Below are 12,964 nucleotides of genomic sequence, written 5' to 3'. Positions count from 1 at the left end.
ACGGACAGCAACAGACCAGGAGAGAGCAACAGCACCAACTGACCAAGATCGTGAGGCGTCATCTGTAGAAGTCCTGAATCGGCAATCAGGCTGTCAACCCACAAAAGCTAGGCAGCATCTGGCTCCTTGCCAGCAAACAAACTGCGAATAAACACAAGGGTTAGTCCAAAACCAATGAAGGCAAAGCTGAATGTGGCTAGAAAACACATGCCGATGATCAGGGTTTTAAACCCCGAAGCAATGCTTTGGGCAATCGCAGAGCTGTAATTAGGCGAATGAAGAGCGAAATAAGTCACTGTCTTCTGGCTCAAAATCAGGCAAAGCCAGGCAAAAAGTCCACTGGTGATCGCCCCAGACAGAAAACTGAGCGGGCCCTTGCGTGGTGTCACAGGCGTCTCTGCCAATGTGTTGGATGACTCTGCATCTGCCTTCTCGAAAGAGCTGTTTTTGGAATCGCTCATGCTTCCAGTTTGATGCCTTCACAGCGGAACGCGCAGCACCAACTGCTTAAACCAGCTGCGGCGAAGGCAGGCTGTTGGAGCTGAAGTGCAGCCTGAGCTGAAGCAACGTCAGCAAAAAGGGCAAAACAGCTTGGACCAGATCCACTCATCGATACTGCAAGAGAACCAGGCAAATCAGTGAGCAACTTCAATGTGGTTTGCACAGCCGAAACTTCGGGTGCAACAACCTCCTGAAGGTCGTTGCGCAGAGGTGGCGGATCATCAGCCCGCAAAGGATTCAGCCAAGAAGATTCTCTGAGCTGCTGACGACGTTGCTCAAAATCAGATTCCTTTGAAAGATAACGACTACTGAAAAGCTCTTTACAGCGTCCATAAGCCCAGGGGGTTGAAACGCTCACTGATGGATCCTTCACCAACACCACGGCCATTGATGCTTTCATCGCTTGTAGCGATTCCAACCTTTCCCCACGGCCGAAACACAATTGGCTTCCACCTGCCAGGCAAAAGGGCATGTCGGAGCCAAGCTCAGCCGCAAAACCTTCAAGTTGACCCTGAGAAAAATTGAGATTCCATAGACCGTTTAACCCCACCAGTGTTGCTGCACCATCACTTGAGCCGCCCGCAAGACCAGCTCCAATTGGGATGCGTTTTTGCAATTCAATCGCGGCACCAAGGTCAGAGAACCCTGAGCGCTCGCGTAATAAATGCGCAGCTCGCACGATCAAATTGTCGCCAGCAGTGCTGAGGCTGGAATCATCGCAGCGAAGGCTGATGCTGCCATCAGCCGTATTGCGGAAATGAAGTTGATCAGCGAGTTCGATGCTCTGCATCACCATCGCTAGCTCATGAAAACCATCAGACCTGAGGCCAAGCACCTCAAGATGGAGATTGATCTTGGCTGGCGCCGAGACGCTAACCAGATGCCCTGAAGCAGCAGAAGGGTTAGATATGCTCATGGCTCAGGGTCTACTAGATCCGCCCGATTCAAACCCCTGGCCAATTCCACCCAAGTAGCAGGGGACAGTTCTTGGGGGCGTTGCTGAAGGCTGATGCCAAGATCATCAGCAAGAGCATTCAGTTCAGCAGCAGGAACAATCTTGGCAAGAGTGTTGCGCAGCATCTTGCGCCTGGCCAAAAAAGCCTGACGCAGCAAAGACTCAACACGTTTGGCGAGCAGTGGCTCTAGGCGCTGTTCAGGCGCAAGAGGTTCAATCAAGATGACCTCAGAATGAACTTTCGGCGGCGGTTTAAAAGAGCGCGGCGGCACTGGGCAAACAGTTGTGCAATGAGCGAGCAACTGCAGGCGCACGCTTAGAGCACTAAAACAGCTCTGCCCGGGCAAGGCACGAATCCGTTGAGCGACTTCCTTTTGCAAAAGAAGCACAAGGCGTTGATAGGGATGATCAACAGGTCGATCCAAGCGACCGAGAAGACGCTCAAGCAGAGGCCCGGTGATGTTATAGGGAATATTGGCCACCACTTTGTTCGCAGCACGGCCATCAGCAAGAGTCAATGGAACAGACAACACATCACCTTCTTTCAAGCTGAAGCGGGCTTGATCCGCAAATCGCTGCCTCAACCCAGAGACAAGATCGCGATCAAGTTCAACAGTATGAACAGCAGAGGCAGAAGAGGCCAACAACCTTTCAGTGAGTGCTCCACGACCAGGACCTACCTCCAGCAGGCGATCATCTGGTTGAACATCAGCTGCATCGAGAATCTGAGTCAACACAGCGGCATCAATCAGCCAGTGTTGAGCAAAGCGCTTGCGAGCGTGATGTCCGGAAAAGGCCATCACTCAACTTTGCACCAATCGGTATAGAGGGCGGCGCAATTGATTGAAGATCAAAAAAAGCTGCAGACAGAACTCGGAGTCAAACTCGCTGTTCCAGTCAAAAGCGGCGGTAGATCCCTGATTGTTCCAAGTCTGCGCACCGCATGGCTACGTGATTGGGATCAAAACAACCCAGCTCAAACAATTGGCTTCATCTATAGCGATAACACCGTTTCCTACTCATCCCACCAAGACGATCAAAATGGCGTGCTTTTGGAAGCCGGGCTCGATTACACCGCTCACAACATTGGCTCCACATCATTCAAGGTCTATGCACGTGGTGGCTTTGAAATCTGGGATTCATCCAACCGAAACAGCGATTGGAGAACTTCTGGTGGTTTTACCTTCCAAGTCTGATTCAAGCCAAAAAATCAACACAACCCTGTTGATCCATTGAGTTGCTTTAATTAGCAGCATCAATGTCAAGGTTGTCAATTCGAATCCAATCGAGTGTGTTTCGATATTGACGGTCACATCTAATAGCGACTTCAAAGAAATCTGTATTTTTATTGGTTTTTTGCAATCTATGCAGGCACAATGAAAAAGAGACATTATTAAAGTTCTATCATCATCAACCCGATACACAGAGTGTAAAAACCATGAAACTTTGCTTGTCCCTTTTGATTCGACCTCAGCCGAACATAATCATATGTATTCACTGATATAAAATTAAACAATTCCATAAGCCAGCATTGCATCAGCAACTTTCGTAAATCCTGCAATATTGGCTCCTGTAATGTAATCAGTGTAGTCTTCGTATTTATGACTATGCTGAACACATTTGGAGTGAATTTCCAACATAATTGACTTTAAGCGTTGATCGACCTCTTCACGACTCCAAGATAGACGCAATGCATTCTGACTCTGCTCAAGGCCAGAGACTGCGACACCCCCAGCATTTGCAGCCTTGGCAGGAGCAAGGATTACTTTTGCATGACGAAATTCATGAATGCCGTCAAGATTGGTTGGCATGTTCGCACCTTCAACAACTGCTTTAACACCATTGTTGATCAGTTCCTGTGAATCTGCTCGGTTAATCTCATTTTGAGTAGCACAAGGGAAGGCAATATCACAGGGAACATTCCATGGACGCTTTCCTAGGTAAAAATCAACGCCTTTGTAGTGGTTAGCAAATTCATGGATTCGCCCACGGCGAACAGTCTTTAGCTCTTTGACAAACGCAAGCATCTCGAGATTAATGCCGTTTGGGACGTGTACAAAACCATCTGAGTCAGAAAGAGTAACAACTTTCGCTCCTAGTTCAATGGCCTTTTCAACTGCGTAGAGGGCTACGTTCCCAGAACCGGAGATGGAACATATTTTGTCAACGAGAGAGTCCTCTATATGATTGAGCATATTTTCACAGAAATAAGCACATCCGTAACCCGTCGCTTCAGTACGAACAAGACTTCCACCGAATGACAGCCCCTTGCCAGTCAAGATTCCACTAAACCGATTTTCAAGGCGTTTGTACTGACCGAACATATAACTAATTTCACGAGAACCGACTCCGATATCACCAGCAGGTACATCTGTGTCTTCACCAATATGTCTATGAAGTTCAATCATCAGAGATTGACAAAATCGCATTATCTCCCGGTCACTTTTACCTTTAGGATTAAAGTTAGATCCACCCTTCCCTCCACCCATCGGCAGACCAGTAAGACTGTTTTTAAAGGTCTGTTCAAAACCTAAAAATTTCAGTACACTCAAGGTGACATTGGGATGGAAACGTATTCCACCTTTATAAGGGCCAATGGAATTATTAAACTGTACACGCCATGCTCGATTTGTGCGGATATTGCCTGAATCATCTTCCCAGCAGACTCGGAAGATGACGACGCGGTCAGGTTCCGTCATCCGCTCCAGAATCTGTGCATCTTTGTAAACACGGTTGGAAAGAATAAAAGGAATTAGAGTTTCAACAACTTCATGGACGGCTTGATGAAACTCAGGCTCTCCAGGATTTCTCTTCATCAGACCTTTCATGAAATGATCTATCTCATGGCTAGTAGCATCAGACATCAGCTGTCCTTTCTTAAGAAGTCATTTAGTATGATTTCATGGCAAGCGCCTAAAGTGACTTTAATACAGAATATTATCCAGATCAGCTTAAAAGTATGACCAAGGCATTCTCAGGAATCATGAAAAACTTGGCAATAAACAGACAACAGCCTGATCCAGTTTTATGATGCATTTTATCCGCATAGCAAACAGTTGAGGAAGTTAAGGAACTGTCAGCAATCTGTCTTCAAGAGATGAAGAATACAGTTGCTTTAATCAGCAGCATCAATGTCAAGGTAGTCAATTCGAATCCAATCGAGTGTGTTTTGACTCGGCGGTAAGGGCACCAATGCCAACACCAACTCCAAGCTGTGTTCAGCGAAGTAAGGATGAGTTGCCATCCAACATCCAATCGCACGCTTCAATCGCAGCTGCTTTCCCTTGTTAAAGGCACTCAATCCCCAATGATCTAATCCACGACAACGACGAGACTTCACTTCCACAACCAACAGTCGTTGCTGCTTCTCAAGCACAAGATCTAACTCGCCATAACGACATGACCAACGTTGACTCACCAACTGCCATCCGCGTTTTCGTAGCAGGCGTAACACCCGCTCTTCGCCCCAACACCCCTTCCGGGTTGACTCCATCATTGGCTGTTGCATTCACATGAGAATTCCACCCATGCATCGATGCTGTACCAACCCACAACGCTGTACGTATGAATTCAACACCAGAAGTTCTAGAGAATGATGCCCCAATTATTGCTTATTAAAGTAATAGGTAGATTCATTACTTTAGAACTAATCTCAATAAGATAGGCTAAGGCCAGTAATTTTTCATTGCTGATAAGGTCTGGATTGTGCTGCATTCAAAATCTATTTAATACAGTCTTTAATTCAGCGGGTGATAGCCTTATTTGAGAGAATGGCAGTTTTGAGCCTATTTGAAAAAGAGCATTCATCAGTGAATGCCTTGAACGATCTATCTTGGAAGAGTTTCTGCATTTTGGGATTGCTAAATGGAAGCGATTGAGGAAGTTTGCTGGCAGTAGTGCAGAGTGAGATTCTAATACAAAGAAGCATGAATGACCATCAATACTAAATCTGTGAACAAGATGAGTTGAGCAACAATATTATTACGCTTGTTGTTATTACAAGTTTTGGCTGATAAAGAAATGGTTTGCAGATGACCCAATTGATCATGCTTAGATGATTGAGCTAAGCTTGCTTAAGCATATGAACTAGGATGCTTCTTATGGCAGTAGAATATAAAAATATATAGCTAGAAAATCGATGGGACAGACAAATCAAATCCAGGGATCTAGTCCTCGATATGTACTTCTCATCTTGATTGCTCTAATCTGGGGATCTCAGTTCTTACTTAATGATCTTGCTCTAGAGGTCTTTACTCCTCAAGCAGTTTCATGGCTTAGAGCGACGATTGGCTTCCTAACCCTTAGTGGATTCTTATTTATCTTGCCTGAGGCTCATGACAATAAGGTTTCAAAGATCAGTTATTGGCGTCATATCATTATGATTGGCTTCTTTGAAGCAACTCTTCCTTTCTTCCTTGTTGCCTGGGGTCAGCAACATGTCAACAGTGCTATTGCGGCGATCCTGATGTCACTCGTGGCAATCTTTACCTTAATCTTAGTTGTTATTTTTGTTCGAAGTGAGCCAGTTACGAGAGGAAAGTTTATTGGTATTGCCCTCGGTTTTGCAGGTGTTGTTGTGTTGTTATGGCCTCAGGTTAGCCAGTCTCAACAAGGCAACAGCCTACTTGGAAGTGCAGCAATCTTAACAGCTGCATTCAGCTTTTCGATTAGTCTTGTATTGATTAGAACTCTGCCAGAGATGGGTACTCCGATAAAAATAGCAAGAGATATACTTCTTTGTGGTGCCGTCGAGTTAGGCGCTCTACTACTTTTGCTGGGCCAACCTTTAACGCACCACCCTTTGGAGAGTAATGCGGTGATAGCAATGGTTGCTCAGGGTGCTTTTGCTGGAGGTCTGGTTTATGTGTTGTATGTTCGTCTTGTTGGTCTTGCTGGAGCTGCATTTGCCGGCTTCGTTAACTATCTAGTTCCTTTAGTAGGAGTTTTCCTAGGAGTTGTCTTCCTGCAGAACAAGCTTTCAGCAAGTGCCTATGTTTCTCTGGTGATTCTAGCGCTTGCAGTCTTTGCGAGTGAGTGGAAGCCAGCTCGTAAATTAGTAGGTAGGCAATAATCTCAATGGTAAATCCTTAAACAGTCTTCTATTTTTCATGTTGATTATAGAATTTATTGTTTTGCAATTAACATGACAAATTATCTACTTAGAAGATTCATTGCTAAATGTTGATAGATCTCGTAGAAGCGTTCATGGGGATGCGGATGCGTAGCTCAGCAAACTTCTTTCTCATGAGCCATCATTCCTCTACCTATAGACCTATGGTTTAACTATTTAACCCCTATCCCAATGTTCGCCCAACTACTTGGCTTTGCTGCTGCTGTCCTTCTCCTTCTATTGCCACTGCAACCAAGCTGGGCAATCATGAATCATTCCCAACAGGTGTTGGTCAATGCAGATTTCTCGAACCAGGATCTGCGAGGCGACACATTTAATCTTGCCAACCTGCGCGAAGCCAATCTATCTGGGAGTGATCTAGAAGGATCCACCCTTTTTGGAGCCAAGCTTCACGATGCCAACCTCAGCAACACCAACTTGCGAGACTCCACACTTGATTCCGCCATATTTGATGGAACTGATCTCACCAATGCAGTCCTTGAGGACGCCTTCGCCTTCAACACCCGCTTCAAAAACGTGACCATTACAGGTGCTGACTTCACCAATGTGCCCCTGCGAGGCGATGCGCTCACAACGCTGTGTGAGGTGGCGGAGGGAACCAACCCGATCACAGGTCGCAACACTGCAGACAGCCTGGGCTGCAGCTAAATACTCCACGCCAACCACTCCGATGAGTTTCGATCCCCGCAGTCTTGATCGTCTACGTGAACTGGGTCGCCAGTTACCCCGGCCCTTGCCAACACCAGATGCTTCAAGTACAGCAGAGCCTCGGGCAAGCAAACGTCGCCATCGCATCGAAACCGAAGACAATCCCCAGGCCCTCTTCCAGGAATTGATGCAGGTGAGCCCTGATGGCACAGTTCCTCCCCACTTGATGGCCCGCCTTAAGGATGCCGAGGCAAAGCGACAGATCCAGGTGCAGCCTGAAGGACTTCGCCAACAACAAGGCGAAATGAACCCCCTCGACAGATCCTCTCCCGCCAGAAAAGGTAAAACGACCGTTGCCAAGACACCCCCGCTGACGCCTGGCAGCACAGAGGAAAGTCTCTATGTTGCTTTCGGGCAGTTGCTTCTCGAACACGAAGACGAGATTTGATCGTCTTAGAACTGAATCCGGCTTGATCAAGCCACGTGATGAAAGTGCTTAGCCTGGATAGCTTTTTTTAAGACAATGATCGATGTAAAGGGCATCTGCAAAGAGGGCTTAGGTAAAAGTTTCATTAACGAGAGAAAGCAACATTCACCGATAGAATCCTTCATTTGAAGGGTTGAGCTAGAGCAGAAAAGGGTTTAGATCTGATTTGTCAATTCAAGAACCTTTGGTTGGAGACTTTCCTTTAACTCTGATCATTTGAACCCTTGCCGATGAAGTACACCACTGGTTGGATTGTTTTGGTTTCCACTGGATTGCTTCGTGTAGCTCTTGCTGCAGTTTTAGCGGTAACAGCAATTCCATCAATGCGGATGTCCTTATCAAACCCCGTAAAAAAAACAACTTGAACTCACCACAGGCCAAAGAGAGTTTTTCGGCAGTTTGATCAAGAAGTGGAATCAAGACTAATTCTAGTTTCTTTAAGTCTTTCAGCTGCTTCCATCGTCAAAGCAATAACACTTGCCTGTGGAGATGCCAATCTGCAAATGCTGTTATTTCTTGCCGTTGGTGCTAATGCTAGGCAAGCAGATCATGCAATAGATCGATTTGAAAGCCTATTCTGCAACCACCATTTCACAACATGATGGTGAGGTTTAAGTTCTTCAATTTACCATCTTAGCCTATAAGGTTGATAGAAGGCTGGAAGATTAGGTTTGAAAAACTAATGACGAATAGTTTGTGTAATAAAGCAACAATTACTTGTGCAGAGATGTCAAGGATGTTTCGGCCTCAGCCCTTTCTAAGGCTCTTCATTTATATATAATCCTTTCAGTCTCTTCTGGTAAAGTCGTTACGAATAGCTCGGATCCTTTTTATATACTCATTCTCGCTCAATCAATCGCTTCACCCTCAAAGTAGACTTATCTGTGAGCTCAAAATGGTTTTCCCACGTGATTGTAAATTTGAGATGGTCTTCATCTCGCAACTTTTGCATTTGATGACTGCCCTTCTTTCTAGATGAGCTATTGGACTTTTTAGCGTATTTTATGCCGTGCTATCGCTGGCATAGATAGTGATCAGACCTATTTTTAACTGTTCAATCTCTGAACAGATCGGGTAAGCTGACAATTTTTTAGTTGATTCCTACGTTAGAATAAATGTCAGCGTAGTTCTGGATCAATCTGGAGCTTTGCATGTGTTTTGAATCCTTGCTTAATAGCGGGGCACGCTTGAGTCGACATTGATGCTCCAAGCGTCGATTCCGCCTTCTAGATTCCAGACCTGATAACCAATATCCTGCTCTAAAAGCCAGGTCCCGAAGTTCCAACTGCGTATGCCAGCATGGCAAATCACGACGACAGGACGGTCGTTTGGTAATACTTTAGGGAGAGTTTCCATCCAATCAGAAGATCTACTCAGCGGCAAATGCAGCACATCGGCTGGGAATGGGGCTAACTCAAGCTCCTGGTCTTCTCTTACATCCACACAGATTGGTAGAGAGGATGAGTCGCTCAACCAGCGATGCAGATCCTTTGCGGAAATAGGGGTTGGAGTGGGCTGATTCATCGTTAAATGATTGGCTTTCGATGTGAGTTTCATTCATCTCGATCCACTTGGATCGCCATTTGTACGGATGATCCTGTATTGCAGTTTGATGTAACGCAATGACTATTAATCTGCCGTACCAAGGTTTGCCCCAGAGACCATGGCCAACCCTTAGAGGTGATCACATGAGTGTCTCACGGTCAAGTCAATGAAGATCATATTCATTACAGTACTGTGCCTCTTAACAGCCTGTAGGTTGTTCATTGTTCTGCTGAACAGTACTCCTTCCACTCCTTCCACCGCGATTGCTGCTTTCGGATCATGGCAATAGCAGACAAACGATCTAGTGGGTGCTGCATCTAAGCCTTTAGCTGGCTCTGATGACCAAACGTGTTGGGTGATCTAAACCAGTAGAAGCGCCTAGTCTTGAACTCGCGCATGTTCATTGCAGACAGCTGTTAATCCATCAGGATTGCTTTAATGAATGCCATTTTGGTAAGGAATCTACACCAATTGGGCCAGTACAACATCATTCGTTGATAATTGGCAGAGAACCAATCAGAACAATGCCTCAACCACATGTATGGAAGTCAGTAGATTTCATCGGCAGGCTTTGTTTATCAGCTGTTTTTGTTGTCGCAGTCCCGTCAAAGATTACCAAGTTCTCATCAGTAGTTGAAACAATTTCAGGGCAAGGGATCCCAGCACCACTAGCACCCTTCTTGTTGTTGGCAGCAATTGCCTGCCTGGTTGTTGGCTCAGTACTTCTTCTATTTGGCAAGAATCAAAAACCTGGAGCATCACTATTACTCATTTTCCTTGTGCCTACAACAATCATCTTCCACGCATTCCCCTTACAGCCTAAAGCACTATTTATGAATCTTGGATTGATTGGTGGCCTTACTCTAGCCTTGACTAGACCAAAATTCATCGAATGAGAAGGTTGGTCATAAATAGTAAACAATAGCTTTTTTCTATTGTTTATATATTATTCATGGCTATGACATTTTTCTGGCATGCTAACATCAAGGCTTATATAACTTTGTTGAATAGCAACTATCCAATAACTTTAAAGATAATATCAACCTGCCTTGTTGACAACGCTAGCCTTCCATGACTTGAAAAATCTAATTTTCATTTAATGGTGTCTTGTTCAGCTTCTTGATCAACTCGATGCCAACATATTTGATAACTATAAATATGAATCTTTCTAGATTAATCTAGTTTCTATCTGAATGAGGTGTTGGAATCTGTTTTCTTCATTTAAAAGGCTTATTCTAACGCTACGACTACATGCTTAACCCATATGCCACTCCATTCATTGTTGACCCACTCCTTATTTTGGCATGAAGATCTTCAATTTTAACCACTCTTTTAGGCATTTAGAAAATGCTTCGCGGTTTTGATCGCTCCTTTGTTATTGACTTGATATCATGATAAATACTAATGCTATTGGTTTAGTTTTCCAGATCAGTCAAATCAACCTAAGATAAAGGACCTGAATTAGAATCTAGGTAGTCTGCCTGACCACTCTCCAAATAAGGCTTAAGCGTGTTATTGAAGTCATCTTCGCTACAAGTCAGCATGATGAATCCGTTGCTTATTTCCCAATCCCAGTGTTGTTCTTTTTCTTGCTTGGCAAACTCTAAATTTCTTACTGTTACAGGCAATGAGGATGTGATTAGTCTGATGCTCTCATTTTCCTGAGCTTCAATCACGTGATTACACTCTTCTTCTAGAAAAGCATCCCATTGCTTTGCAATCTCTTCCAATTCCTTATTATTAGAGTTTTCAGAAAGCCACTGCTTATTGAAACCACTAGCGCCTATACCTCCTTTGCTATCCTCAAGAATAGACCTCAAGAGGTAGTCTTTATTTCGGTCAAAAAATTCTATTTTCTGGCCGTTCGACAAAAGCAATAGTTGTGCTGGAGGGGGTGATTTATAGGCTCTGCCAACAGAAGGAAGGTCAAGTCTACTTATCCTTCCCTGCACATCTTCCCAACAGTGATTTAGCCAACTATTAACCCAGAAAACCTTATATGAGATCAATTGTTGTTGACTAAGACTGAAGTGTTCGTCTAGGTAGTCCTCTTGTTTGTTGCCGTTAGCGGTCATAAGGTCGATTTTGACTTGTCAATAGATTAGAGCGCCTGTACCTCGACCTGTAAAAGGTGAAGCCTAGGGATGATAGCCTAGCAATTCAAGCTATCACTTAGGCCTATCACTATCACCTTTTATAGAAATGTAAGATAAAAAGTTGCTATTACTGTCATGAACATCAGCCCTATCGAATGGTTGTCCCAAGCTTATTAACTTGTTAGCTGCATCCGTAGCAGAGAACAACATCTTTGAGCTTAATCTCTATCACTCCTAGACCCTTCGCTCTACCCTCTCCTTGAGCCGCAGCTATAAGGGAAATGAACAGGTCGAAACATTGTTCTCAGGCATTCAACTTTTAAAGGTTAGTTGATTGCCCGGTTCATCTTTAACTGCTACTGCAAGGCCAAACAACCCCAGCCTATCTCGCTGCAGTTGTTCTCTTAGTCGTTTTAATCATCCGCCCAGCGTTGTCTTATTTAAATAAAACGACGTCGTGGAGTAGCAACAGGTCCGATATCAAAGCTAGTGGGCCTCACCCACCATGGCTCTCTGACGTTGCCTTGAGCATTGACAGGTCCAACGACAAAGCCAATTCGGATGCCCCCTGCGATGGCTCCAAGTTGATCAAGGCTTAGTTCTTGATCGTGGCGTTCAATGGTCATTGATTTACTCTGGTTGAGAAGGTTGTTTGCCTTCGATGTAGTTAGCTTCTCGTTGATTACTCGCTTAGGAGGTGATCTGGCTCAAACGCAAGTGTGAGCTTGCTCATAGAGCTTTGACTTCATTAACTGCCCCCTGGTGTGAGGAATGTGATTAATTTTGCTGTCTTTTTCTTTCCTTCTTAGCCAGTTGCTTCTTTCGCCATTTCCTCCAGGGAGGCACTGTGTGATCACAAGCGACCCACCACATTAAAAAAACAGGCAAAAACCAGCCACTGCTGCCTCCGGCGAGCATCACCCAGATCCCAAGTGCAAATAAAGGCCAGGCCAACCATTGTGACCACTCCCTTGCATAGAGCGCCTGGAGGACTTCAAGCAAAATTCTCTTCTGGGGATCTGTTGAACAGTGCATCTAAGCGGGCATCATGGAGATGAATCTTGCTGCAGTTGTTCTTGAGAAACTGTGCCTTTAGAATTATCGCCGTTGGCAAGGTACGCAAAGGCTGGATTCAAGACGGACTAGCTATGTATCAAAAGCGCCTACCAGGACTCATGATCACAGAGGTTCGTGATGCATCTCTGCCGCGAGAAGCAGAAGCGATCCTGGCCGCACTGAATAGCAACGAAGTGCTGGTCCCTCTCAGCGAGGAAGGCGAAGCGCTGACTTCAGTGTCCTTTGCTAACCGCCTTGAAAAATATGGCTCTCAACGTCTTGCCTTTGTGATTGGTGGCGCTGATGGCCTATCAGCAGAGCTGAAAAACTCAACCCAATGGCAGCTCAGCTTGTCTGCGATGACGCTTCCCCATGAACTTGCTCGCCTGTTGCTAGTGGAGCAGCTCTACCGAGCCCAGACCATCCTGCAAGGAGGTAAATACCACAGGGGCTAATGATTCAGAAGATCTGAATTGCGATCACTGATAAAACAGCTGCATTTGATTAATGCGATAACGCTTGAGCACACTGAAAAGGAAATTAGG

The 12,964-nt window shown here is 45.1% G+C and carries 16 protein-coding genes; 7 read left to right on the top strand and 9 right to left on the bottom strand.

The features are described 5' to 3' along the window. Window positions 1–107: 107 nt before the first annotated feature. From PMIT1303_RS03445 to rsmA, 3 genes are read right to left on the bottom strand one after another with little or no spacing between them, the layout of a single operon-like run. Complete coding sequence (locus PMIT1303_RS03445; RefSeq protein WP_063397527.1) at window positions 108–461, bottom strand: DUF3082 domain-containing protein; 354 nt, start codon at window positions 459–461, stop codon at window positions 108–110. After that, complete coding sequence (gene ispE, locus PMIT1303_RS03440) at window positions 458–1,417, bottom strand: 4-(cytidine 5'-diphospho)-2-C-methyl-D-erythritol kinase (RefSeq protein WP_063397526.1); 960 nt, start codon at window positions 1,415–1,417, stop codon at window positions 458–460. The genes PMIT1303_RS03445 and ispE overlap by 4 nt, the downstream gene beginning before the upstream one ends. After that, entirely contained in the window at window positions 1,414–2,256 is an 843-nt protein-coding gene (rsmA, locus tag PMIT1303_RS03435; protein ID WP_063397525.1) for a 16S rRNA (adenine(1518)-N(6)/adenine(1519)-N(6))-dimethyltransferase RsmA, read from the bottom strand. The genes ispE and rsmA overlap by 4 nt, the downstream gene beginning before the upstream one ends. 39 nt (window positions 2,257–2,295) lie before the next feature. Between rsmA and PMIT1303_RS03430 the strand changes: the two genes are divergently transcribed. Next, a complete protein-coding gene (locus tag PMIT1303_RS03430) occupies window positions 2,296–2,652 on the top strand; it encodes an autotransporter outer membrane beta-barrel domain-containing protein (RefSeq protein WP_063397524.1) in 357 nt (118 codons plus the stop codon). Between the two features lie 312 nt (window positions 2,653–2,964). Here PMIT1303_RS03430 and gdhA read toward each other — a convergent pair whose 3' ends face one another. Beyond that, window positions 2,965–4,320, bottom strand: a complete 1,356-nt coding sequence (gene gdhA, locus PMIT1303_RS03425; RefSeq protein ID WP_063397523.1) for an NADP-specific glutamate dehydrogenase — start codon at window positions 4,318–4,320, stop codon at window positions 2,965–2,967. A gap of 251 nt (window positions 4,321–4,571) precedes the next feature. Continuing rightward, entirely contained in the window at window positions 4,572–4,952 is a 381-nt protein-coding gene (locus tag PMIT1303_RS03420; protein WP_063397559.1) for a YraN family protein, read from the bottom strand. Window positions 4,953–5,594: 642 nt separating this feature from the next. Here PMIT1303_RS03420 and PMIT1303_RS03415 point away from each other — a divergent pair. The 4 genes from PMIT1303_RS03415 (at window position 5,595) to PMIT1303_RS13255 (ending at window position 8,087) form a co-directional block, all read left to right on the top strand. Then, window positions 5,595–6,527: a DMT family transporter gene (locus PMIT1303_RS03415; RefSeq protein ID WP_063397522.1), complete on the top strand. Its 933-nt coding sequence runs from the start codon at window positions 5,595–5,597 to the stop codon at window positions 6,525–6,527. Between the two features lie 231 nt (window positions 6,528–6,758). Continuing rightward, on the top strand, window positions 6,759–7,235 hold the full coding sequence (locus PMIT1303_RS03410) for a pentapeptide repeat-containing protein (RefSeq protein ID WP_063397521.1): 477 nt from the start codon (window positions 6,759–6,761) through the stop codon (window positions 7,233–7,235). A gap of 22 nt (window positions 7,236–7,257) precedes the next feature. Beyond that, window positions 7,258–7,683 carry a hypothetical protein gene (locus PMIT1303_RS03405; protein WP_063397520.1) on the top strand — a complete coding sequence of 142 codons (426 nt, stop codon included), beginning with the start codon at window positions 7,258–7,260 and terminating at the stop codon, window positions 7,681–7,683. Between the two features lie 263 nt (window positions 7,684–7,946). Beyond that, window positions 7,947–8,087, top strand: a complete 141-nt coding sequence (locus tag PMIT1303_RS13255; RefSeq protein WP_156486891.1) for a hypothetical protein — start codon at window positions 7,947–7,949, stop codon at window positions 8,085–8,087. 805 nt (window positions 8,088–8,892) lie between these two features. On the opposite strand, the gene PMIT1303_RS03395 is transcribed toward PMIT1303_RS13255, so the two are convergent. Further along, a complete protein-coding gene (locus tag PMIT1303_RS03395) occupies window positions 8,893–9,246 on the bottom strand; it encodes a rhodanese-like domain-containing protein (protein WP_063397558.1) in 354 nt (117 codons plus the stop codon). A gap of 545 nt (window positions 9,247–9,791) precedes the next feature. On the opposite strand from PMIT1303_RS03395, the gene PMIT1303_RS03390 reads away from it, so the two are divergent. Further along, window positions 9,792–10,163 carry a DoxX family protein gene (locus PMIT1303_RS03390; RefSeq protein ID WP_063397518.1) on the top strand — a complete coding sequence of 124 codons (372 nt, stop codon included), beginning with the start codon at window positions 9,792–9,794 and terminating at the stop codon, window positions 10,161–10,163. 546 nt (window positions 10,164–10,709) lie between these two features. On the opposite strand, the gene PMIT1303_RS03385 is transcribed toward PMIT1303_RS03390, so the two are convergent. From PMIT1303_RS03385 to PMIT1303_RS03375, 3 genes are all read right to left on the bottom strand, one after another. Next, on the bottom strand, window positions 10,710–11,342 hold the full coding sequence (locus tag PMIT1303_RS03385; RefSeq protein ID WP_063397517.1) for a hypothetical protein: 633 nt from the start codon (window positions 11,340–11,342) through the stop codon (window positions 10,710–10,712). A gap of 461 nt (window positions 11,343–11,803) precedes the next feature. Then, window positions 11,804–11,989 (bottom strand): hypothetical protein, encoded by a 186-nt coding sequence (locus tag PMIT1303_RS03380; RefSeq protein ID WP_063397516.1) that lies wholly within the window; start codon window positions 11,987–11,989, stop codon window positions 11,804–11,806. 151 nt (window positions 11,990–12,140) lie between these two features. Then, window positions 12,141–12,398, bottom strand: coding sequence for a hypothetical protein (locus PMIT1303_RS03375; RefSeq protein WP_063397515.1), 258 nt, complete (start codon window positions 12,396–12,398; stop codon window positions 12,141–12,143). 26 nt (window positions 12,399–12,424) lie between these two features. On the opposite strand from PMIT1303_RS03375, the gene PMIT1303_RS03370 reads away from it, so the two are divergent. Continuing rightward, on the top strand, window positions 12,425–12,874 hold the full coding sequence (locus PMIT1303_RS03370; protein WP_197459761.1) for a 23S rRNA (pseudouridine(1915)-N(3))-methyltransferase RlmH: 450 nt from the start codon (window positions 12,425–12,427) through the stop codon (window positions 12,872–12,874). Window positions 12,875–12,964: the final 90 nt, after the last annotated feature.

This window comes from Prochlorococcus sp. MIT 1303 (genome assembly GCF_001631965.1).
GTDB classification, from domain to species: domain Bacteria; phylum Cyanobacteriota; class Cyanobacteriia; order PCC-6307; family Cyanobiaceae; genus Prochlorococcus; species Prochlorococcus marinus_D.
The sequence above is the reverse complement of the archived record's forward strand: the minus strand, read 5'-3'. Positions and strand labels throughout refer to the sequence as shown.

Excerpts from the sequence above, each read along its gene's own strand:
- PMIT1303_RS03395 (WP_063397558.1), bottom strand. The coding sequence starts at position 9,246 with ATGAATCAGCCCACTCCAACCCCTATTTCCGCAAAGGATCTGCATCGC.
- gdhA (WP_063397523.1), bottom strand. The coding sequence starts at position 4,320 with ATGTCTGATGCTACTAGCCATGAGATAGATCATTTCATGAAAGGTCTG.
- PMIT1303_RS03375 (WP_063397515.1), bottom strand. The coding sequence starts at position 12,398 with ATGCACTGTTCAACAGATCCCCAGAAGAGAATTTTGCTTGAAGTCCTC.
- PMIT1303_RS03420 (WP_063397559.1), bottom strand. The coding sequence starts at position 4,952 with ATGATGGAGTCAACCCGGAAGGGGTGTTGGGGCGAAGAGCGGGTGTTA.
- PMIT1303_RS03390 (WP_063397518.1), top strand. The coding sequence starts at position 9,792 with ATGCCTCAACCACATGTATGGAAGTCAGTAGATTTCATCGGCAGGCTT.
- ispE (WP_063397526.1), bottom strand. The coding sequence starts at position 1,417 with ATGAGCATATCTAACCCTTCTGCTGCTTCAGGGCATCTGGTTAGCGTC.
- PMIT1303_RS03445 (WP_063397527.1), bottom strand. The coding sequence starts at position 461 with ATGAGCGATTCCAAAAACAGCTCTTTCGAGAAGGCAGATGCAGAGTCA.
- PMIT1303_RS03380 (WP_063397516.1), bottom strand. The coding sequence starts at position 11,989 with ATGACCATTGAACGCCACGATCAAGAACTAAGCCTTGATCAACTTGGA.
- rsmA (WP_063397525.1), bottom strand. The coding sequence starts at position 2,256 with ATGGCCTTTTCCGGACATCACGCTCGCAAGCGCTTTGCTCAACACTGG.
- PMIT1303_RS03410 (WP_063397521.1), top strand. The coding sequence starts at position 6,759 with ATGTTCGCCCAACTACTTGGCTTTGCTGCTGCTGTCCTTCTCCTTCTA.
- PMIT1303_RS03405 (WP_063397520.1), top strand. The coding sequence starts at position 7,258 with ATGAGTTTCGATCCCCGCAGTCTTGATCGTCTACGTGAACTGGGTCGC.
- PMIT1303_RS03415 (WP_063397522.1), top strand. The coding sequence starts at position 5,595 with ATGGGACAGACAAATCAAATCCAGGGATCTAGTCCTCGATATGTACTT.
- PMIT1303_RS03385 (WP_063397517.1), bottom strand. The coding sequence starts at position 11,342 with ATGACCGCTAACGGCAACAAACAAGAGGACTACCTAGACGAACACTTC.